19 protein-coding genes are annotated in these 21,267 nt (G+C 73.7%); 13 read left to right on the plus strand and 6 right to left on the minus strand.

Translation table 11 applies throughout. The features are described from left to right. Window positions 1–24 precede the first annotated feature (24 nt). Complete coding sequence (locus ACIO5D_RS00835) at window positions 25–147, minus strand: lasso RiPP family leader peptide-containing protein (RefSeq protein WP_363606284.1); 123 nt, start codon at window positions 145–147, stop codon at window positions 25–27. Between the two features lie 341 nt (window positions 148–488). Between ACIO5D_RS00835 and ACIO5D_RS00840 the strand changes: the two genes are divergently transcribed. Beyond that, on the plus strand, window positions 489–2,699 hold the full coding sequence (locus ACIO5D_RS00840) for a DEAD/DEAH box helicase (RefSeq protein WP_400793735.1): 2,211 nt from the start codon (window positions 489–491) through the stop codon (window positions 2,697–2,699). A 356-nt stretch (window positions 2,700–3,055) separates the two neighbouring features. Here ACIO5D_RS00840 and ACIO5D_RS00845 read toward each other — a convergent pair whose 3' ends face one another. Both ACIO5D_RS00845 and ACIO5D_RS00850 read right to left on the minus strand, forming a co-directional pair. After that, a complete protein-coding gene (locus tag ACIO5D_RS00845) occupies window positions 3,056–3,700 on the minus strand; it encodes a response regulator transcription factor (RefSeq protein ID WP_363606279.1) in 645 nt (214 codons plus the stop codon). Next, window positions 3,688–4,917 carry a sensor histidine kinase gene (locus tag ACIO5D_RS00850; protein ID WP_400793489.1) on the minus strand — a complete coding sequence of 410 codons (1,230 nt, stop codon included), beginning with the start codon at window positions 4,915–4,917 and terminating at the stop codon, window positions 3,688–3,690. The genes ACIO5D_RS00845 and ACIO5D_RS00850 overlap by 13 nt, the downstream gene beginning before the upstream one ends. Before the next feature lie 259 nt (window positions 4,918–5,176). Between ACIO5D_RS00850 and ACIO5D_RS00855 the strand changes: the two genes are divergently transcribed. The 4 genes from ACIO5D_RS00855 (at window position 5,177) to ACIO5D_RS00870 (ending at window position 10,408) form a co-directional block, all read left to right on the plus strand. Then, window positions 5,177–5,986, plus strand: a complete 810-nt coding sequence (locus ACIO5D_RS00855) for an ABC transporter ATP-binding protein (protein WP_400758288.1) — start codon at window positions 5,177–5,179, stop codon at window positions 5,984–5,986. A gap of 3 nt (window positions 5,987–5,989) precedes the next feature. Continuing rightward, a complete protein-coding gene (locus tag ACIO5D_RS00860; RefSeq protein WP_363606275.1) occupies window positions 5,990–8,557 on the plus strand; it encodes an FtsX-like permease family protein in 2,568 nt (855 codons plus the stop codon). Between the two features lie 254 nt (window positions 8,558–8,811). Then, entirely contained in the window at window positions 8,812–10,071 is a 1,260-nt protein-coding gene (locus tag ACIO5D_RS00865) for a serine hydrolase domain-containing protein (protein ID WP_400758285.1), read from the plus strand. An 82-nt stretch (window positions 10,072–10,153) separates the two neighbouring features. Further along, on the plus strand, window positions 10,154–10,408 hold the full coding sequence (locus tag ACIO5D_RS00870; protein ID WP_400793491.1) for a hypothetical protein: 255 nt from the start codon (window positions 10,154–10,156) through the stop codon (window positions 10,406–10,408). Window positions 10,409–10,456: 48 nt separating this feature from the next. Here the strand turns inward: ACIO5D_RS00870 and ACIO5D_RS00875 are convergent, their stop codons facing one another. Continuing rightward, the gene (locus ACIO5D_RS00875; protein WP_363606274.1) at window positions 10,457–11,251 is read right to left on the minus strand and encodes an alpha/beta fold hydrolase; all 795 of its coding nucleotides are present in this window, start codon (window positions 11,249–11,251) and stop codon (window positions 10,457–10,459) included. Window positions 11,252–11,445: 194 nt separating this feature from the next. Between ACIO5D_RS00875 and ACIO5D_RS00880 the strand changes: the two genes are divergently transcribed. Next, the gene (locus ACIO5D_RS00880) at window positions 11,446–12,255 is read left to right on the plus strand and encodes a hypothetical protein (RefSeq protein ID WP_400793492.1); all 810 of its coding nucleotides are present in this window, start codon (window positions 11,446–11,448) and stop codon (window positions 12,253–12,255) included. Window positions 12,256–12,276: 21 nt separating this feature from the next. On the opposite strand, the gene ACIO5D_RS00885 is transcribed toward ACIO5D_RS00880, so the two are convergent. Next, a complete protein-coding gene (locus ACIO5D_RS00885) occupies window positions 12,277–12,630 on the minus strand; it encodes a DUF6401 family natural product biosynthesis protein (protein WP_363606272.1) in 354 nt (117 codons plus the stop codon). Between the two features lie 162 nt (window positions 12,631–12,792). Between ACIO5D_RS00885 and ACIO5D_RS00890 the strand changes: the two genes are divergently transcribed. Beyond that, window positions 12,793–13,749: an LLM class F420-dependent oxidoreductase gene (locus ACIO5D_RS00890; protein ID WP_363606270.1), complete on the plus strand. Its 957-nt coding sequence runs from the start codon at window positions 12,793–12,795 to the stop codon at window positions 13,747–13,749. 82 nt (window positions 13,750–13,831) lie between these two features. Here the strand turns inward: ACIO5D_RS00890 and ACIO5D_RS00895 are convergent, their stop codons facing one another. Then, on the minus strand, window positions 13,832–15,343 hold the full coding sequence (locus ACIO5D_RS00895; RefSeq protein WP_400793494.1) for a N,N-dimethylformamidase beta subunit family domain-containing protein: 1,512 nt from the start codon (window positions 15,341–15,343) through the stop codon (window positions 13,832–13,834). Between the two features lie 227 nt (window positions 15,344–15,570). On the opposite strand from ACIO5D_RS00895, the gene ACIO5D_RS00900 reads away from it, so the two are divergent. From ACIO5D_RS00900 to ACIO5D_RS00925, 6 genes are all read left to right on the plus strand, one after another. Continuing rightward, window positions 15,571–15,726 (plus strand): hypothetical protein, encoded by a 156-nt coding sequence (locus tag ACIO5D_RS00900; protein ID WP_363606267.1) that lies wholly within the window; start codon window positions 15,571–15,573, stop codon window positions 15,724–15,726. A gap of 118 nt (window positions 15,727–15,844) precedes the next feature. Beyond that, window positions 15,845–16,921, plus strand: a complete 1,077-nt coding sequence (locus ACIO5D_RS00905) for an aKG-HExxH-type peptide beta-hydroxylase (protein WP_400793496.1) — start codon at window positions 15,845–15,847, stop codon at window positions 16,919–16,921. Further along, window positions 16,918–18,114, plus strand: a complete 1,197-nt coding sequence (locus ACIO5D_RS00910; protein WP_400793498.1) for a YcaO-like family protein — start codon at window positions 16,918–16,920, stop codon at window positions 18,112–18,114. The genes ACIO5D_RS00905 and ACIO5D_RS00910 overlap by 4 nt, the downstream gene beginning before the upstream one ends. Window positions 18,115–18,193: 79 nt before the next feature. Next, window positions 18,194–18,928, plus strand: a complete 735-nt coding sequence (locus ACIO5D_RS00915) for a class I SAM-dependent DNA methyltransferase (protein ID WP_400651635.1) — start codon at window positions 18,194–18,196, stop codon at window positions 18,926–18,928. 115 nt (window positions 18,929–19,043) lie between these two features. Beyond that, window positions 19,044–20,015, plus strand: coding sequence for a phytanoyl-CoA dioxygenase family protein (locus ACIO5D_RS00920; protein WP_363606260.1), 972 nt, complete (start codon window positions 19,044–19,046; stop codon window positions 20,013–20,015). 6 nt (window positions 20,016–20,021) lie between these two features. Further along, the gene (locus ACIO5D_RS00925; RefSeq protein WP_400793500.1) at window positions 20,022–21,131 is read left to right on the plus strand and encodes a glycosyltransferase family 4 protein; all 1,110 of its coding nucleotides are present in this window, start codon (window positions 20,022–20,024) and stop codon (window positions 21,129–21,131) included. Window positions 21,132–21,267: the final 136 nt, after the last annotated feature.

Raw genomic sequence — 21,267 nt, forward strand, 5'->3', positions numbered from 1 at the left:
CACCAGCGTGCTGTCGGGGCGGGATCAGATGATCGCCACGCCCTCACCGTCGTTGCTCGCCCAGCCGTACCAGGTGGTCACCTCGTTGAATTCACCGACCGGCAGCAGCGCGGGAGCCTCGTACTCCGTCTCCTCGATCTCCTTCATTGATATTCACCTCCTCCGGAAAACTTGCCTCGATGCTAATCACGGTTCAGTTGCGTCGGCAAGAGTGCGAACAGTTCCCATCCGTCCTTCTGTTTGTGGACGCGGTACTTCCGGACGGCTGGGCGATGGTAAAGCAGCGGACATGGCCGGGCGGTACATGCGCGAATTCCGACCGGAATCGGGCGGGAACGTTCGCAGGGCATGCATGGGGTGTGCACATCCGGGGCGTGGCCTGTCACTTCCGCCAGGCTCCGGGCCGGGCCGGCGCCCCGGCGCCCGGATGGAATCATGGGGATGCCCGGAGAGGGCGCCGCACGGTCGAGTCGGGACAGGAGCCGTCAGTGGGAGAGAGGCAACGGACCGTCCGGAAGCCCAAGGTCGTCCTCGCGGACGGCGAACGGCTCCACGCGGTCGCTCGCGCGGTCATCGGCGATCACCGGAGTGCTGTCGAGCAGGTGTGCCAGGCCGCTGCTGGCCTGAGGGGCCGGCTGGTCCGGGACGAGCTGGACGCCATCCCCCTGGCCCGGCTGAAGGATGTGACCGAGGGGCGGCTGCGCGTCGCCGCGTTGGAGGCCGCCGGGCTCAGGACCGTGCGGCAGGTTGTGGACGCCACGCCCTACACGCTTCAACTGCTCCCCGGAGTCGGGGCCCAGACTGCCGCCCAGGCCATTGCCGCCGCGGGGCAGATCGCCCGGGCCGCCGAGCGGACCGTGGCCATCCGGCTGGACATCGACCACCAGGATCCGGCCGGCACCGCACTGGTCATCGCGCTCCAACGGCTGGTCGCCGCCGGGCCCGATGCGAGACGGGCCAGGGACACCGCGGAGCGTGTCGTCGGTGAGGTCGCCGCCCTGATGTCCGCCGCCCAGCCGGCCCGGGGCGTTGTCAGAGGCCTGTTCGCCGGGCGGCAGCGCAGACAGCAGGCGCTCGCCGCGGTCGATCAACTCGACGCCCTCGTCGCGGAGATGGAGGGCGAAGGGACGGCCGTGCTCTTCGCCCAGGCGTCCGTGGACCTTCTCCGCCCCCTGGTCACGGACATCGAGGCATGGGCGGACTTCGAAGTCCGCTCGGCCGAGTTCTACAGTGTCCTCGCCGAGACCGCCGGATTCGGCCCCGACGGGGTCACCGCCTCCGAGGGCTTCCTTCCGGAGAATCTGTCGGACCGGGTCCGGGCCGAGCCACTGAACGACACGCGGTGCAAGGTCTCGCTCCGCGGCTACCAGGAGTTCGGTGCCCGCTTCGCCCTCGCGCAGAAGCGGGTGATCATCGGTGATGAGATGGGCCTCGGGAAGACCGTTCAGGCGATTGCCGTGCTCGCGCATCTTCGAGCGCACGGGAGCACACACTTCCTCGTCGTCTGCCCGGCCAGCGTCCTCGTCAACTGGGTCAGGGAGATCGAGTCACGCAGCACGCTGAGGGCGTTCCGGTTCCATGGCCAGGAGAGGGAGGCGGCGCGCGCCGAATGGCTCGGAAACGGCGGCGTCGCCGTCCTGACGTTCGATGGACTCCGCCGGCTGGAGGTTCCGGAGGAGGTCCCGGTCGGCATGGTCGTGGTGGACGAGGCCCACTACGTCAAGAACCACGGCGCCAAGCGTTCTCAGGCGGTGGCCGAGTGGACCGGCCGCGTCGACCGCGTCCTGTTCCTCACCGGCACCCCGATGGAGAACCGGGTGGAGGAGTTCCGGAACCTCGTCCACTATCTGCAGCCTGATCTGCTGCCCCGGATCCACAGCGGTTCGGCCGCCGCAGGGCCGACGTCGTTTCGCAAGGCAGTCGCCCCGGCCTACCTCCGCCGTAATCAGCAGGACGTTCTCACCGAGCTTCCCGACGTCGTTCATGTCGACGAATGGGAGGAGTTGACGGCATCCGATCTCGCCGCCTACCGGCTGGCCGTCGCCGAGGGGAACTTCATGGCCATGCGCCGTGCCGCGTACGCGGACCCGGAGAGGTCCGCGAAGCTGCAGCGGCTGATGGAAGTTGTCGAGGAGGCCGCGGACAACGGATGGAAGGTCGTTGTCTTCTCGTTCTTCCGAGATGTTCTGACGGTTGTCCAGGAGGCCCTGGGACAGCGTGCGTTCGGCCCGGTCGACGGCGGCCTGGACGCGGTTCGACGGCAGGACGTGGTGGACGAGTTCGCCGCTGTGCAGGGTCATGCGGTGCTGCTGAGCCAGATCCAGGCCGGAGGTGTGGGACTGAACATCCAAGCGGCCTCGGTTGTCATTCTCTGCGAACCGCAGGTGAAGCCCACCATGGAGAGCCAGGCGATAGCCAGGGCTCACCGCATGGGCCAGGTGCGGCGAGTACGGGTGCACCGGCTGTTGGCCACGGACAGCGTCGACCAGCGGATGGTGGAGATTCTTCGCGCGAAGAGCCGGTTGTTCGACGAATACGCGCGCCGGAGTGACGTGGCCGAATCGACTCCTGAAGCGGTCGACATCTCGGAGCAGTCGCTGGCGGCGCTGATCGTGGAGGAGGAACAGCTGCGCCTCGCCCGGCCGGCCGGGAGCGCGGAGGTTTCCTGCCCTGGCGACGGCCCGCCCGTCAGATCGTGAGGAGCACGTTGACCAGGACGCCGACGGCGACCACCGCGAGGACGACCCAGGGCCACATCGGACGTTCCTTCGGGGGCTTCCAGCCGGCTGAATCTGACATGACTGCTCCTGACTCGAACTGGTACGGGGAGGGACCGCGGCCGACGTCCTTCCCGGCTCCCGTGGGATCCGGCGGCTGCGTGTGTCCGTTGTCCTGGCGCTGGTTCCGCCTTCGACGACTTCATTCTGGAGCCGGGCGCGGGGGATTTCACGGGGGCCTGCTTCCGGTCGGAGGTGCAGTTCTCTGCACCTCCGACCGGCAGGCACCCGGCGCCGCGCCCCGGTCCGCCCGGCGGCGGCTCAGGCCCGGCGCCGGCTCAGGCCCGGAGGTAGGTCAGCACGGCGAGCACCCGGCGGTGGCCGCTCTCCGGCGTCGGCATGTTCAGCTTGGCGAAGATGTTCCCGATGTGCTTGTTCACCGAACTCTCCGTGATGAACAGCAGCTCCGCGATGGTGCCGTTGTTGCGGCCCTCCGCCATCAGCGCCAGGACCTCGCGCTCGCGTTGGGTCAGCGCGGACAGCGGATCGGCCCCGACCCGCCGGACCATCAGCTGCGAGATGACCTCGGGGTCCATCGCCGTGCCGCCGTCGGCGACCCGTTGCAGCGCCTGGAGGAACTCCTCGGCGCGCCCCACCCGGTCCTTCAGCAGGTAGCCGACGCCGGCGGCGTTCTGGGCGAGCAGCTCCGTCGCGTACGCCCGCTCGACGTACTGCGAGAGCACCAGGACGGGGAGCGTGGGCAGTTGCCGGCGGGCCTCGACCACGGCCCGCAGCCCCTCGTCCCGGAAGGTGGGCGGCAGCCGGACGTCCACCACGGCGACGTCCGGGCGGTGTTCGAGCAGCGCGGGCAGCAGGTCGTCACCGTTCTCGACGGTGGCGCACACCTCGTGTCCCTCGCTGCCCAGCAGCAGGACCAGCCCCTCACGGAGCAGGGCGTTGTCTTCGGCGATCAGGATCCGCATGGAATTTCCACCTTCACTACGGTCGGGCCCCCGGGCGGGCTGAACAGCTCGGTGGTCCCGTCGAAGGCGGCGACCCGCCGCCTGAGTCCGGGAAGCCCGCTCCCCGCGCCCTCCGTGGCGCCGCCCCTGCCGTCGTCCTCCACCCTGATCGCGATCGCGTCGGCGGTGACCCGGAGCCGCACCAGCGCGCTCCGCGCACCGCTGTGCTTGGCGACGTTGGTGAGCGCCTCGGAGATCACGAAGTAGGCGGCGGCCTCGGCGGCGGCCGGAGCGCGCGGCGGCGGGCCGGCCGTCTCGTCGATGTCGATCCTGGCGGGGACCGCGCAGTGGGCGGTGAGCGCCCGCACCGCGTCGTTCAGCCCGCGGTCGGCGAGCACGGGCGGATAGATCCCGCGGACCAGGTGGCGCAGGGACTCCAGGGCCTGCTCGGCGATCAGCTGGGTCGCGTCCACCATCTCCGGGACCTGCTCGGGGCGTTGGCCGAGCGCCCGCTTGATCATGCCCAGGCGCAGTGAGACGGCCACGATGGCGGCCTGGGCCCCGTCGTGCAGGTCCCGCTCGATCCGGCGCAGTTCGGCGTCGTGCGCGTCCAGCGCCTCCGTCCGGGTCACCGCCAGTTCGCGGACGCGCTGCGCGAGCGCGACCCGCGGGCGGGCGGTCAGCAGCCACCGGGACGCCCGGGCGTGCGCGCCGGCCAGCAGCCGCACCGCGGCCATCGCCACCACGGCGTAGCCGACGCCGACGAACGCCGCGGCGACGGCCTTCGGCCACGAGTCGACGTTCAGCAGGATGATCGCGTCGCGCTCGCTCGGCGCGAGCTTCCACCAGACCGGCGCGGTGAGCCAGTTGACCGCATGGCCGCACACGGTCAGGGCGACGGCGCACAGGGCCGTCCCGGCGACGCTGTGGGTGATCAGCCAGAGCAGGTCCTTGCGGACCGCCGGATCGCGCAGGGACGGCCTCCGGGGCGCGGCCGCACCGGGCTCCAGGTCGCGGTAGGGGGTGCGCGCCCCGGCTCCCAGCAGACGCCCGACCCGGCCGCGGTGGAACTCCGCGAACCGGCGCACCACCCGCAGCGCTCCGGGCAGCAGCGGGAAGCCCGTCCCCACCAGGCAGAGTGCGAGGACCGCGACCATCAGGTAGGCCACCGCCACCCCGGCCAGCCCGGTGCCGAGGCAGATCAGGAGATAGCCCGCGGTGGGCGGGAAACGGATCACCGTCCGGCGGATCCACTGCTCGGGCCGTAACCGTCGTAGCGCGGCAACCCAGGGCGCTCGCACGGCTTTTCAGACCCTCCGAGTCGACATTTCGATCACCCTACCACCGTGCGTGGTCCAACCGCGGGTGGCAGTTTTCTGCACCATCGGGTCTCCAGTGCACGCCCTGGTCCCCGTTCCATCGTGAACCTACCGTCGTGAACGTCGGGTTGTGCGTACGAGCGATGGAGGGCCGGAAGTGGGCGGAAGGGAACGCGGAATGCGGACGGAGGGGCTCCCCGACGCGCCCGCACGGGAGGACGCGGCGCAGCCCCGGCCGGACGGCGGCGCCGCTCCGGACCCGCGCTGGGTGGTGCGCCTCGACGGGGTCCGCAAGACGTACGGCAGGGGCGCCGGGGCCGTGCACGCGCTGCGTGACCTGTCCCTCGCCTTCGCCCGGGGCTCGTTCACCGCGGTGATGGGCCCGTCCGGGTCGGGCAAGAGCACCTTCCTGCACTGTGCCGCCGGGCTGGACCGCCCGGACGCCGGCTCGGTGGTGCTGGGCGGAACCGACCTGTCGACCCTGGGCGAGGTGGAGCTGACCATGATGCGCCGGGAGCGGGTCGGTTTCGTCTTCCAGGCGTACAACCTGATGTCGGCGCTGACCGTGGCCGACAACATCACCCTGCCGCTGATGCTCGCCGGGCGCCGGCCGGACCACCAGTGGATGCACCAGCTGGTGACGCGGGTGGGGCTCGCGGACCGGATGAACCACCGGCCCGCCGAGCTCTCCGGCGGCCAGCAGCAGCGGGTGGCCATCGCCCGTGCGCTGGCGGCGCGGCCGGAGGTGGTGTTCGCGGACGAGCCGACCGGGGCGCTGGACACACGCACCGCGCAGCAGGTGCTGCGGCTCCTGCGCGAGGTCGTCGACGACCTCGGGCAGACGGTGGTCATGGTGACCCACGACCCGGTCGCCGCCTCCTACGCGCACCGGGTGGTGTTCCTCAGGGACGGGAGTCACGCGGAGGAGATGACGCGGCCCACTCCTGAGCGGGTCGCCGAGCGGATGACCGGACTGGGGGAGTGGTGAGGCGTGTTCAGGCTCGTCGTACAGACCGTCAAGGAGCGTAGGGCCGGATTCGTCGGGGCCTTCGTCGCGCTGTTCGGCGCGTCGGTGCTCATCACGGCCTTCGGCGTCATTCTGCAGTCCGGCATCGGGTCGGGGGTGCCGGTCCAGCGGTACGCGGGCGCACCGGTCGTGGTCGGCGGTGAGAGGTCCTTCACGGTGCACGAGGGGAAGAAGAGCAAGACCAAGGCGCTCACCGACGCGGTGGGCGTCCCCGCCGACCTGGTCGGCACGGTGGCGCGCACCGAGGGCGTCGGCCGGGCCGTCGGCGTTCTCGACTTCCCCGCGCAACTCGTCGACGGGAAAGGGGAGCTGGTCAGAGGGGCCGGTGACCGGCGCTCGATCGGGACGAACTGGGGCGGGGTCGGGCTCGGCCCGTTCGAGCGCAGCGGTCAGGAGCCCCGGCGGGCCGGCGAGGTGGTGCTGGAGAAGTCCGTCGCCGACCGGGCGGGGGTGAAGGCGGGCGACAGCGTCCGGATCGCCTCCACCCGCGCCGCGAGCCCGTACAAGGTCGTCGGCATCGTGACCTACACGGGCGGTGGCGGGGCGCTGCGCACCCCGCCGGTCTTCTTCACCGACGACGAGGCCCGCCTGTTGTTCGGCCGCACCGACCAGGTCAGCGCGATCGGGGTGCTGGCGGCGAAGGGCACGGACACCGGCAGGCTCGCCGACCGGGTCGGGGCGGCGCTCAAGGGCACGCGGACCGACGTCCGCACCGGCGACGGGCGCAGCAGCGTGGAGAACCCGGACGTGGCCACGGCCCGGGGCAGTCTGAGGGAGCTGGCGGGCGCGCTCGGCGGCATCGTCATCCTCATCACCATGGTGGTGGTGGGCAGCACCCTGGCGCTGGGTGTCCACCAACGGCGGCGCGAGCTGGCGCTGTTGCGCGTGGTCGGCGCCACACCCAAGCAGATCCACAAGATGATCTCGGGCGAGACACTGGTCGTCTCACTGGTGGCGTCGGTGCTGGGCTGCATCCCCGGTGCGGCGGCCGCGGAGGTGCTGCGCGGCGCGCTCTCCGTCATCGGTGTGGTGCCCGAGGACTTCGAGTTCTCCTACGGCCCGCTGCCGATGGTCGCGGCGGTCGTCATCGGGGTGATCGCCGCGCAGGTGGCGGCGTTCGCGGTGGCCCGCCGGGTGGTGTCGGTCCGGCCGGTGGAGGCGTTGAGCGCGGCCCGGACCGAGCAGCCCGGCCTCGGCCGGGCCCGGGTCCTCTTCGGGGTGCTGCTGTTCGTCCTCGGCCTCGGTGCGGCGCTGCTGCCGCTGTTCTTCGGCAGTGTCTTCGCGGCGGCCGGCGCGGCCAGCGGCGGGCTGGTCATGGTGATCGCGATCCTCATGCTGGCCCCGCCGGTGGTCGCCCGGGCGACCCGGCTGCTGGCCGCGCCGTTCCAGTGGTGGTTCGGCCGGCTGGGGCGCCTGGCCGTCGCCAACACCCGGGCGAACGCCCGCCGGCTGGCCGCCGGCATCGGCCCGCTGATCCTGGCGATCGGCTTCGCCTCGGTGCAGCTGTTCATTCCCACCACCACGGCGGGCGCGGCCGAGGAGCAGGCCCGGGCGGGCGTGGTGGCCGACTACACCGTGACCAGCGAGGCCGACGGCCTGCCGGTGGACGCCCCGCGGTTCATCGAGGGCCTGGACGGAGTGGAGTCCGCCACCGGCACCGTGCGGATCGACCTGTTCGCCTCCATCCGGATGCTCGACTCCCCGGAGATCTTCAAATACCAGGCCCAGGGGCTGACCCCGGGCCGACTGGACCGGCTCGTCGACCTGGACGTGACCGAGGGCGGCCTGGACGGGCTGTCCGCGGACACGGTGGCGCTCAGCAGCGCGGCAGCCGGGACCCTCGGCGCGGGCGTCGGGGACACGGTGCGGCTCCACCTTCCCGACGGGCAGACGATGGAACCGCGGGTGGTCGCCGTCTACCGCCGTGGACTGGGCTTCGGCGACGTCACGCTGTCCTACCAGACCGTCCTGCAGCACAGTTCGCGCCGGATGTACGACTCCGTCCTGGTCCGGGCCGAGGAGGGCGCCGACCGGCAGCGGGTGATCGACGAGCTCACCGGGCTCAACGACCGCTACCCCGGTGTGCTGGTCCGGGACAAGGGCGGCCTCTCCGCGGCCCAGCAGCGGACGGCCACGGTCGGCCTGGTCGGCAACGCCCTGCCGCTGGTGCTGGTCTTCGGCTACATCGCGGTGGCCGTCGCCAACACCCTGGTGATGACCACCCTGTCCAGGACACGGGAGTTCGCGCTGCTGCGCCTGGTGGGCGCGACCCCGGACCAGGTGATGCGGATGATGCGGACGGAGACTCTCATGGTGATCCTCATCGCGGTCGTGGTCGGCAGCGCGGTGCCGGTGCTGCCGCTGATGACGGTGAGCCTGGGCCTGACCGGCTCCCTGGTCCCGCACATCCCGCCGCTGCTCTATCTGGCGATCGTGGCGGCGACCTCGGCGCTGGCGGCGGCGGCCGTTCTGGTGCCGACCAGACTGGCCCTGCGCGCCCGCCCGGTGGAGGCCATCGGACTGCGCGAATAGCCGCGAACGGCTCCGCCCGTCACCCGGCGCCTCGCGGGGCCGGTCATCACCCGCACCTTCCGCACCCGTCCTCGGCGCCGCCGACACCGCACTGGCCCTACCGGCACCGGGGCGCCTGACAGCGCGCTGTGCGCGGGTTGTCAGTGGCGGGCCGGAGGCTGAGGTCGTCCAGTTCACCCGAAGCGCAGAGGAACGGATCAATGTCCCGCTATGTTTTTTCGTCGGATCGTGCGGTGTGGTCACGCCGTTCGCGCATGCTGTCCGCCGTGGTGACGGCGTCGGCCGTGGGGTTGGCGGTGTCCGCGATCGCGGTGCCCGCCTCGGCGGCACCGGCCACGCCGTCCGCGCCCGCGTCGGCCCGGGCCGACGCGCAGCGGGCCCACTTGAAGCAGCTGGCGCGGGAGTTGGTGGCCGCCGGGGCGCCGGGCGTGATCGTGCGGGTGGACGACGGCCGCGGCCGGCCCGTCGAGATCGTCGAGCAGGCTCCCTGGGCCGGGCGGGATCACCGGCTGGAGGTGGGGGACGAGTTCCGGATGGGGTCCAACACCAAGACCATGATGGCCACGCTCGTTCTGCAGCTGGTCGCCGAGGGCAAGGTCACCCTGGACGACCCGGTGGAGAAGTGGCTGCCGGGCAAGGTCCCGAACGGCGGGGCGATCACCTTGCGGATGCTGCTGAACCACACCAGCGGCCTGTTCGACTACACCGAGGACGGTGCCGTCCTGAACTCGATCCTCGGCAAGGACCCGCGGCGGTGGACCTCCCTGGACCTGCTCGCCGTGGGCGTGCGGCACGAGCCGCTGTTCGCCCCGGGCGCGAAGTGGTCGTACAGCAACACCAACTACGTCGCGGTCGGCGCGGTCCTGGAACAGGTCACCGGGGCGAGCCCGGCCGACCTGATCCGTGACCGGATCGCCCGGCCGCTGGGCCTGCGGCACACCTATCTCGCCACCGACTCCAGCTGGCACGGGCGGTACGTCCGTGGCTACGAACCGGACTCCGCCCACATGCCGCCGGATGTGCCCACCGAGTTCCGGGAGATCGCCGGGGTGCGCCACGACGGCCATGTGGACGTCTCCGGCAATGACCCGAGCTGGGGCGGGGCCGCCGGGGCGGTGGTGTCCACCGCGCGGGACTGGTCCCGGTTCTACACCGCGCTGATGTCCGGCAAGCTGCTGCCCGCCGCTCAGCTGGAACAGATGCGGACCACCGTCCCGACGGACCCGGAGAATCCGGTGAACGGGCCCGGCTCCGGGCTGGGCATCGGGACGGGTACCACCCCGTGCGGCACCATCTGGGCCCACGAAGGGGGAATAACCGGGTACTCCAGCACCAACTTCACCGACGGCACCGGCAGTCGCACCGCCACCGTTCTCGTCCCGACGGAGGTCCTGTTCGAGTTCGGGGCCGCCCCGAAGCTCGTCGAGGCCGACAAGGCGCTCAAGGACGCGGTGGTCTGCACCATGTTCGGCAAACCGGCTCCGACCGGCCCGGTCACGGCCCGGACGGGCTGATTCGCGCAGTCCGGGTGCGTCCCGAGCGCGTCCCGGGTGCGCCGCGGTCTACCTGGACGCGATCCTGGCACAGGGGGACAAGTTGTTCGACCGGGACTTCATGCAGGCCGCGTTCGACCGCTTCTGGGCGGGCGCGCGGCACGCCACCAGGTGGACCAACGCGATGCTCGCCCCGCCGCCGGCCCGCGTCCTCGATCTGCTCGGTGCCGCCGGTCGGATCCCGGCGGTGGCCCACCGCTTCGCCAACGGCTTCGACGACCCCGCCGACCTCGACCAGTGGTTCTACGACCCGGACCGGGCCGCGGCCCACCTCGGGCCGGTCACGCCACGGGGCTGACCGCCGGGTCGCACCGCCGGGTCAGGCCGCCGGGGAACGGCCACGGCCTCAGGCGCCGGTCGGGAGGGCGGTGCGCGGATAGGAGGGGAGGGGGACACCGAGGGCGTCGGTGGTGCCCGGGGGCAGGGTGAACGCGGCGGTGGCGGCGGCGGGGAGGTCGTGTACGCCGAGGAGGCCGGCCGCCAGCCGGGCGGTGGCGCGGTGCCAGTCGCCGAGCCGCTGGAGCAGGGCGTGGCCGCTGCCGACCACGGTGTAGCCGCAGACCCGGGCGCCGGCCGTCCGGCCGCGGGCCGCGAACCGGCGGGTGTCGGCCGGGGAGGTCACCTTGTCGCGGTCGCCGTGCAGCATCAGGACGTCCCGGCCGGCCAGTTGCTCGCACGGGTCCTCCGCCGGGCACCACGGTGCCAGCGCGACCACCCCGGTGACGTTCGGGTGGCCCGCCGCGCGCAGCGCCGCGCGGCCGCCCATCGAGTGGCCGACCAGCACCGTGGGCACCGGGCCCAGCTGCCCGGCGAGGTCGTCGAGCGCGGCGAGGGTGTCCCGGGCGGCGTCGGCGCGCTCGCCGTTCCACCCCCGGTGGCGGTAGCGGACCGTACCGATCGCCACGCCCGCCCCGGCGGTCTCCCGGCGCACCGCCCGGACGAAGCCGTGCATCCGCAGACCGGGCAGGTTGAGCGGGCCGGGCCTGGCCAGGCTGTGCTCCTCGCCGCCGTGCAGCACCAGCACCGCCGCCGCCGGCCGCTCCGGCCGCACCCGCCAGACCAGCGCCCGGTGTCCGGCCGCGGCGGCCGCACCACCTGCGCCGTCCGCGCCGCCCGTACGTTCCACCGCGTGCCCGCTCACCGTGTACCGTCCCGCCCCGCCGTCCGTCCCGTGGACCGCCACTGTACGCGCCGCCTGCCGGATGACGGGTTCACCCGGGGGGATCAGTGCCGGCCGCCGCCGCGCGCGGTGGTCCGGGCACCCTGCTATCCACGAAGGGTGGGGGGTGTACCCCGCGCCGTTCCGGGCGTCGGGTCGCCTAGTGGAGGACTCCCGTGGCTCAGCAGCTCGCACTCTCCGTCGACTTCGGGTCCGGCTTCACCGAAGCCTGGTCCAAGGTCGCCAAGTTCATTCCGCAGTTCCTCGCGTTCCTGGCGATCCTGGTCATCGGCTGGTTCGTCGCCAAGGTGATCGCCAAGGTCCTCGACCGGGTGCTGCGCCGGGTCGGTTCCGAGAGGGTGGCCGCGCGGGCCGGGATGATCCGGTACCTGAGCGGATCCAAGTACGACATGACCGGCATCATCTGCAAGATCGTCTACTACGCGATCCTGCTGATGGCCCTGCAACTGGCCTTCGGCGTCTTCGGCCCCAACCCGATCAGCGTGATGATCCACGGCATTGTCTCCTGGCTGCCCAGGGGCATCGTCGCCGTGGTGATCGTGGTGATCGCGATGGCCATCGCCAACGCCGTCCGCGACATCGTCGGCAACGCGCTCGCCGGCGCCTCGTACGGGCGCACGGTGGCCACCATCGCCTGGGCGTTCATCGTGGTGCTCGGCGTGATCGCCGCGCTGGGCCAGGCCGGCATCGCCACCGCCATCACCGGCCCGGTGCTGATCGCGGTGCTCGCCTCGATCGCCGGGATCCTGGTGGTCGGCGTCGGCGGCGGTCTGATCATCCCGATGCGCCAGCGCTGGGAGCGCTGGCTGGACCACGCCGAGCGGGAGAGCGCCAACCTGCGCGGCAGCGCCTACCAGGCCGGCCGTTCGGACGCGCTGACCAACCAGCCGGTCCGCCCGACCACCCCGACCACCCCGCCGGCCCCGGGCATCGACCCCGGCCGGCCGGGTGGGCAGCCGCGGTAGGACACCCGGCGGCTCCCGGAGTCAGGGCGTGAGCAGCCCCTGTTCGCGGACCAGCCAGCAGATCGCCGTCAGCCGGTGCACCGCGTAGTCGTACCCCACCGGCTCGCGCCAGCCGATCTCGGCGAGCGCGTCCAGGAAGCCCAGCGCGTAGTCCGACAGTTCCTCACGGTCCAGGGGCCGGGGCAGCAGCTCCGGCCCCTGCGCGTACAGCAGTTCGCGCAGCTCGGCGGCGTGCTGGTCGACCACGGCGACGAAGCCGGGCTCGAACGCGAACTCGGCCAGCCGCGGCGTGAAGGCGGCGACGATCCCGGGCAGCGGACAGCCGGCCGGCTGGTCGGGGGAGCCCCTGCGGGACTCGTCGGGCGTGGCGAACATCCGTCCACCGTAGGCGAGCCCCGGCGTGGAAAAGGCGGCCGGGGGCGCTTCCGGGCTGAGACCTTGGCCACCCTCAGGACGCCCGCCGTTCGCCCGGCCGACGTCCGGGACGATTGGCGAATCGCCGGGGATCATGGGGCGGTCTATACCAGAATGGGCCGCATGGATCTTCGAATCTTCACCGAACCCCAGCAGGGCGCCGACTACGGCACCCTCCTGCGGGTGGCGCGGACCGCCGAGGAACTCGGGGCCTTCAGCGCCTTCTTCCGCTCCGACCACTACCTGCGGATGGGCTCCGCCCCGGAGGGCGACCCGGCCGCCGCCATCCGGGCCGGCCTGCCCGGGCCGACCGACGCCTGGATCACCCTGGCCGGCCTCGCCCGGGAGACCAGCACCATCCGCCTCGGCACCCTGATGACCGCCGCCACCTTCCGGCTGCCCGGTGTGCTCGCCATCCAGGTCGCCCAGGTCGACGCCATGAGCGGCGGCCGGGTCGAGTTCGGCCTCGGCGCCGGGTGGTTCGCCGAGGAGCACGCCGCCTACGGCATCCCGTTCCCGAAGGAGAGGTTCGGGCGGCTGGACGAGCAGCTGGCCATCATCACCGGGCTGTGGAACACCAAGGTCGGGGACACCTTCGACTTCGCCGGCCAGTACTACACGCTGACCGACTCGCCCGCGCTGCCCAAGCCCGCCCAGGAGAAGATCCCGGTCCTGATCGGCGGCACGGGCCCGACCCGCACCCCGGCGCTGGCCGCCCGCTACGCCGACGAGTTCAACATGCCGTTCGTCTCGCCGGAGGCCAGCGCGGCCCAGTTCGGCCGGGTGCGGGCCGCCGTCGAGGCGGCCGGGCGCGAGGCCGACGACCTGGTGTACTCCAGCGCCCTGGTGGCCTGCGTCGGCCGCGACGACGCCGAGGTCGCCCGCCGCGCCGACGCGATCGGCCGGAACGTGGCCGAGCTGAAGGCCAACGGTCTGGCCGGCACCCCCGACGAGGTGGCGGAGACCATCGGCCGCTACGCCGCCCACGGCACCCAGCGCATCTACCTGCAGATCCTCGACCTGGACGACCTCGACCACCTGGAGCTGATCGCCTCGCGGGTCGCCCCGCAGCTGGGCTGACCGCCCGGCCGGTGCCGCCGACGCCCGTTCCCGGGGTGCCGGCGGCACCGGCACGTGCGGGGATGCGCGGGGGCGGCAGGGCTCAGGACAGCGCGGTGACCACGTTGTGGGTGATGGTGCGCACCCGGGGGTCGAGGGCGAGCAGCCGCGGCCAGTCGACGGTGGCGGCGGTGAAGACCGTACCGCCGCTGGTGTACAGGCCGAAGGTCGCGGCCCGGCCGGGGCCGTCGTCCTCCCGGACGGCGGTGTGCCAGCCGGCGGCCGGATCGGCCGGGAGGTCGGCCACCCCCAGGATGGTGAAGCCGGGCGGCGTACCGTCCGCGCCGGTCGCCACCGCCCGCCCGGCGCCGTCGCGGCGGTGGGCGGCGCCGTCGCACTCGTACCCCACGAGGGCGTGTTCGGCGCCGAGGACGTCGCCGTCGCGCAGTCCGGTGCCCGCGAAGAGCTCGTGGCCGGTGTGCTGGACGGTGAAGCCCAGCGGGGCCCGGGGGCCCTCCCAGTGACCGCCGCCGTTGCGGTAGCTGACGCCCGTCAGGGTGTTCTCGGGTTCGGACTCCCACCAGTGGCCGGGGGCACCGCGCAGCCGGTCGACGTCGACGCCCGGGGCCGCGCCGGGCGGGTGCTTCGCGCAGCGCACGGTCGTGCCGTCGGCCGAGACCGTGACGCGCCACCAGCAGGTGTTCGCGCCGAAGACGGCGAGGTTGCCGCCGCGGTCGCGGAAGGCGGTGACGTGGCGGCGGGCGGGTGCGCTCCAGTACTCGTCGTGTCCCGCCGAGAGCAGCAGGCGGTATCCGTCGGCGCGGTGCGGGTCCTGGTGGAGGTCGAGGTCCGTGCAGTAGTCGGCGGTGAAACCGCCGCGCTCCAGCCAGGCGACGAACGGGGCGTCCCAGTGGGCGAAGGTCTGCCGGGGGGTGCGCGGGTCGTGGGCGTCGGGGTAGCCCTTGACCGGGCCGCCGATGCCGCCGCCGGGGCGGCGCAGGGTGACGGCCTGGGTGACCGGGGTGTCCGCGCCGGGCGGCGGATCGTCGGTGCGCAGCGATCCGTAGAGGCTTCCGCCGCCGCTCTGGTTGTACGCGTGGTAGGTGAGGACCGGCACCTTGTACAGCACCCGCGCCTTCGTGGGCCCGGCCGGTGTCACCACGAACAGCAGGCGCGAGTGCCGGGCGTCCAGGTGCTCCGCGCCGGCGCCGGGCTCCGGGAGGTCCGGCGGGCCGGACGCGTGGGGCCGCAGGACGGCGATGTACACGCCCGAGGGCCAGTGCGCGGGGACGGTGAAGTCATGGCCGGGCCAGTGCCAGTCCTGGTCGTAGCGGCCGGCGGGCGCGTACCGGCCGGGCCCGCCGGTGCCGCCCATGTGGCGGACCTCGGCGCCGCAGCGGAAGAAGTCGGCGCGGAAGCGGTCCGCCCGGGTCGAGAGGTGCAGCCGCAGGACGCCTCCGGCCCGCACGCTGGGGCTCGCGGGGTAGCCGTCGACGAGGGGGTGGGCGTCGTCGGCGGGGTGGGCGCCGTCGCTCCGCGCCTCGGGCAAGGGGCTCTCCAGGCGGCCGGGTTGTGGCCGCTCCGGCGTCGGTGGGGCGGGGCGCGTGGTCGTCACGGATCAGATTCTGGACGGTCCCGGTGTGCGGAGGCACGCGCGGATTCGGACGTTGTCCGGCTCTCCCGGGGTGGAAGCGCCGCCACCGGACGCCGTCGTTCCGGTCCGTGCGGTGCCCTACCGGCCAGCCCGTGCGCGTGGTTCCACCGGCACCGGCCCGGTTCAAACCCGTTGCCCACGGGTCGGCCGGTTCCCACCGGAAGCGGATCGTCACTCTTGGAAGCCGCATGATCACTGAGGATGATGAATGCGCGCCGAGGGCCCGTCATCCGGGCGGGATCCGGTGGTTCGAAGGGAGTCGGATCATGTACGAGGACATCGAGCCCGTCACGTCGGAGGAACTGCCGGAGCTTCCGCTGCTGATCGACCTTCCGGGCGAGTGACCACCCGCGCGTGACGCACGCGGCGGCCATTCGGTCCGCCGCGTGCCACTTCTGATCCATCGTTGACCGGCCTCGCCCGGCGGATCGCCCACCGGCGGCGGCACAGAGGAGCGCGCACGTGGACATCGAACCGAACGCGGCGGAGGCGGCGCGCGACCAGCGGGGAGTCTGCCGGCTGACGCTCGGCGCGCTGCGCCGGGCCACACTGGCCGTCCCCGCCCCCGCCCCCGCCCCCGTTCCCGGAGCGGACGGTCCGGCGGCGCCGCCGCACCATCCGCCCGCGCTCGCCGCGCGCCACCCCGGCCTGACGGCCGACGACCTCGGCCACCCGGCCGTGATCGAGCTCGCCCACACCGCGCAGCGCGCGCTGCGCTCCGGTCCGCTCACCCCGGAGCGCCACGACGAACTCGCCGCCCGGCTCGACACGGCCCTGGCCCTCGCCCGCGCGGTGCCTGGCCGGGACTGCGGCGGCCGCCCGTGGCGGCTCGAACTCGCCGGGCCCCAGCCGCACCTGAGCCGCTCGGTCGCCCGCGCGCTCGCCGACACCCCGCCCGCCCCGGCCGCCGGAGCGCGCAACGGAGCAGCACCGGCGACGAGCGAGGTCCGCGCGTGGACGGACACCGAACGCGCGACCGCCGACGAGGCGATCCGGCTCCTGGCCGCCGTCTGGCCGGCCATGCTCGACGAACTGACGTACACCGTGCGCCAGATCGCCCTGCTGTCCGGCGAAGCCATCGAAGGGTTCACCGACTTCACCGTGCACGGCGCGGTGTTCCTCGGCCGGGAGCGCCTGACGGACGAACCCGACGGCCTGCCCGCCCCGCTGCGCCTGGCGGAGGCCCTGCTGCACGAGGGCACCCACCAGCGCTGCAACGCGGCGCTGATCTCGACACCGCTCTGGCACCGCACGGCCGAACAGGGCGCCCTGGTGGCGACACCGCTGCGCGCCGACCGGCGCCCCCTCGGTGGGCTGTTCCACCAGATGGTGGTCCTGTCCCGCAGCGCGTCGTTCTACCGCAGGCTCCTCACCGGACGCTCAGGACCGGCCCTCGACCAGGAGTTGCTGCGCACCAGGTACGCGCGGCACCGCGAGGACGTCGGACAGGCCGCCACGACGCTGGAGGCGCACCGGGCCGCGCTCACCGACGAGGGCCGCCGGGTGCTGGCCCGGGCCGGCGCGGAGGCGTCGGCGTGAGCGGCTCCGCAGGGGCGCCGGCCCGGCCGTGGGAGGCCCAGGCGTTCCGGCCGTTCGCCGGTGCGCCGGCCGTCGTGTTCGCCCGCGCGGCGGCCCGGTCGGCGCTGTTCACCGGCGTCCGTGCGGGCGGTGACGAGGTCGTCGTCGGCAGTGCGGCCGGGCAGGACGCGCAGGACACCGCCGTCCGGGCCAGGGGCGAACTGATCGAGCGGATGGGCAACATCGTGGCCGGGCGGGAGGCGGAGGCCGGGCCCGGGGTGCGGGCCACGTACCGGCGGCTGCACCGCGCCGGCCGGCCGGCCGTCGATCCCGCGCTGCTGGTCCACGGCGCCCGGGGAGCCGACGGCGACGTGCGGGACGCGGCCCTGCTCTGGGCGGTCGGCCGGTCGCTGACGGACGGGGGAGACGTCCTGGTGCCCGCCGGAGCGGTGTACCTGCGCCACCGGCCCCCGCCCGGCTGCCGGGCGGGGATCAGCGCCGGATCCACCGGGGTGGCGGCGCACCCGGACGAGGCGACGGCCCGTGACCACGCCCTCTGGGAGATCCTGGAACGCGACCTGATCCGGCGCAGCTGGTACGGCGACGACACCGAACCCCCCGTCGTGGTGCCCTGGCGGGCCGACCCCGGGCTGTGCGAGTCGCTCGGCCTCCTCGGTCTGGAGGCGACGGCCTTCCTCCTGCCCGCTCCGGCCGGAGCGGTCTGCGTGGTGGTCTGCGTCCACGCCCCGGACGGCACCGGCCAGGCGTTCGGGGCGCGTTGCGGCCCGGCCGGTCGGTATCCGGCCCTGGCCGGGAAGGCGGCCTACGAGGCCCTGATGGTCCGCTGGAGCATGGAAACCCCGGTCGCGCGGGAGACCTGGGCCCGGTGGGCCGGTGCCACGGAGCCGGCCACCGCGCTGGAACACGCGCTCTGGGCCTACCACCGGCAGGACAGCCTGGCCCTCTGGCTCGCCGAAGCCCGCCACGACCACGCCGGTCCGCAGGCCCCGGTGGGGTACCACGCCGGTCCGGGCCCACTGCTGGCCGCGCACACCGGCGCGGACGTGATCGCCGTACCGACTCCGTCGCCGCAGGGCACCGAGGCCGGGCTGCGGGTGGTGCGGGCCGTGGCCCCGGGCGCCCTCCCGCTGCCGGGCGGCCCGGCCGGAGCCGCCGGACCGGGACGGCCCGGCCGGCCGCATCCCTTCGGCTGACGGGCCCGCCGCCCGCACTCCGCCCGCCGCCCGCACCCCGCCCGCACCGTGCCCGCCGCCACGAAAAGGACCGTCCGCCATGGCCGACCAGGACCCGTACTACGCCACCGCGTTCGCCGCCCGCTACGACGACTGGTTCCCCTCGTACGTCACCGACAGCACCGTCGACCTGCTCGCCGGTCTCGCCGGGGCCGCCGGCGGCGGGCCGCTCCTCGAACTGGGCTCCGGCACCGGCCGGATCGCCCTGCCACTGGCCGCGCGGGGCCTGGAGGTCCACGGCATCGAGGGCGCACCCGAGATGACCGACCGGCTCCGCGCCAAACCGGGTGGCCGGTCCGTCCCCGTCACCGCCGGGGACTTCAGCCACGTCCCGGTCGACGGCACCTTCGCCCTCGTGTACGTGGTCAACGGGACGTTCTTCGAACTGCCCACCCAGCACGCCCAGGTCCGCTGCTTCGCCAACGCCGCCGACCGGCTGCGTCCCGGCGGGCTGTTCGTCCTCGACGCCCACGTCCCCGAGGCGCTCGCCGACCCGGGCGCCGCGGTGGCCACCCTCCCGATCCCGGGCGGGGTGACGGTCCGCACCCGCCGCGTCGACCGCGCCGCGCAGCAGTACACCTCGGACTACCTGATCGTCGACGGCGACGGCGTGCACCACGTCCCGGTCTCCTTCCGCTACGCCCATGCCGGCGAACTCGACCTGATGGCCGGGATGGCGGGGCTGCGCCTGCGGGACCGCTTCGGCGACTGGAAGGGCGGCGCCTACACCTCCGACAGCTCCTACCACGTGTCCGTCTACGAACGGACCGCCTGACCCGCGGTCCGCCCCCCGGCAGGAGAGCACCGAAGCACCCGCGGGAGACCACCGGCAGCGGAGATGCCCGGGGCGGCCCCCGCGACCAACCGCCGTCGACGAACGGGAGGTTCCCATGTCCGCACCCGCCCGAGAACCCGGTGCCGCGGCCACCGGCCGGCACGAGATCCTGGAGCCGCGCCCCGGCCCGGGCGGCCTCGGCGTACCGCTGCGCCAGGTGGTCGACGACGGCCGGCTCGTGGTGGTCAGGCGCGGCCTGCACCACCTGGACGCGCTGGAACCGCTGCTCCGCGCCACCGGTCACGCCGCCGCCGGGACCCTTCCGCCCGACGCCGCCGCCACCGTCGGGCGCCTCGGTGTCGAAGCGCTGCACACCGCCGCGACCGTCGAGCAGGCGACCGCCTTCCGTACCCGGCTGGAGACGCTGCTGCGGCCCGTCGCGGCCGAGGCGGTGCGCTCCTTCGCCGAGCGGGCGGCCCCGGGCGGCCCCCGGGTCTACCTGAGCCACCACCTCGGCGTCCGGATCATGCTGCCGCACGCCGCCGTGGCCGGCCGCGCCGAACTCGACCCGCTCGCGGGCTTCATGGTGCCGCACTCCCCGCACATCGACTCGTGGTTCAACACGCCCGTCAACTCCGTCAACCTGTGGATCGCGCTGGGCCGGGTCCGCCCCGGCAACGGTCTGCTCATCTACCCGCACCTCTACCGGGAACCGGTCCGCCGGGAGGGCTTCCGCGTCGCCCCCGGCCAGGACCTCGGCACCCCCGTGCGGGTCACCCTCGATCCCGGCGACATCCTGGTGTTCGCCGGCGACCACGTCCACAGCTCCGAGACCAACACCACCGACGAGACCCGGTACGTGCTCACCAAGCGGATCAGCGTCGGCGCCCCGCGCTTCAGCCGGCAGGGCGGCGGCTGGATCCCGTACCACGACCCGCGGCTGCTCGACGGGCCGCTGCCGGCGCTCGCCTCCCTGCGCTCGCGGGCCACCGCCGCCTACGGCCGGCACCTCCTGCGGGCGGCCCTGCGGAGACCACCCGCCTACGAGAACACGCGGACGCCGCCCCCGTCCCCGGCCCAGGCGTAGGCCGGCATGCGCATCGCCTACCTGCACAGCGGCAGCATCCCCTCCGTCTACGCCAACGGCATCCACGTCATGCGGATGTGCGACGCGTTCACCGAGGCCGGACACGACGTCACCCTGTACGCGCTGCCCGGCTCGTACCCGGCCGACGACCCGCACGCCTACTACGGGACCAGGCACCGCTTCCCCGTCCGTTCCGTGCCCGCCCCCGACACCGGCGCCGCCGGCTACCGGGAACGCGCCGCGCGGGTGAGCGAGTTGCTGACCGACGGCGCCGCCCCCGACCTGATCTACGGCCGCGACGCCTACAGCCTCGCCCTCGCGCCGGACCTCGCGCCGCTCGTGTACGAGACGCACCTGCTCTGGGACGACCCCGACATCCGCCGGGCGGAGCGCGAACTGCTCGCCCGGCCCTCCCTCGCGCGGGTCGTGGTGATCACCCACGCCCTCGCCCGCGACTTCCGGCAGGCCCACGGCGGCCCGGGAACCCCTCCGGTCCTCGTCGCCCCCGACTGCGCCGACCCGCCCGGCTCGTACCCGGCACCGCCGCGGCTGCCCGGGCGCCCGGGTGTGCCCAGGATCGGCTACGTCGGGCACCTCTACGCCGGGCGTGGCATCGACCTGATCCTCGATCTCGCCGGACGGCTCCCCGGGCTCGACTTCCACCTGGTCGGCGGCACCCCCGAGGACCGGGCCCGCTGGGAGGAGCCCGGCCGGCTCCCCAACGTGTACTTCCACGGCCACCGCCCGCCTGGTGCGGTCCGTGCCTACGTCCCGCTCTTCGACGTCGTCCTGGCGCCGTACCAGAAGAAGGTCTACGCCGCCGGAGGGCTCGGGGAGACCAGCCGGTGGGCCTCCCCGCTGAAGCTGTTCGAGTACCTGGCCCACGGCCGCGCCATCGTCGCCTCCGACCTCCCCGTCCTGCACGAGGTTCTCCAGGACCGGGTCAACTGCCTGCTCCGCCCGCCCGACGACCCGGCCGCCTGGGTGGCCGCGATCACCGAGCTCCTCGCCGACCCGGCGCTGCGCCGGGCCCTCGGGGACGAGGGCCGCCGGCAGGTCCTCGACCGGTACACCTGGCGCCACCGCGCCGACGACGTCCTCGCCGGTCTGCACTGAACCGTCCGCTCCGCGCCCCGGCCCGGACGGGCGGGTGAAACGGTGTCACGCCGCTCGACGGCGCCCCCGTCGCCATGGCCTAGTCTTTACTCTCTCTTGGGAAGGGAAGGCTTCACCGAGAGGCCCGACCGGGGAG

This window comes from Kitasatospora sp. NPDC087315 (assembly GCF_044744345.1).
Classification (GTDB): Bacteria; Actinomycetota; Actinomycetes; order Streptomycetales; family Streptomycetaceae; genus Kitasatospora.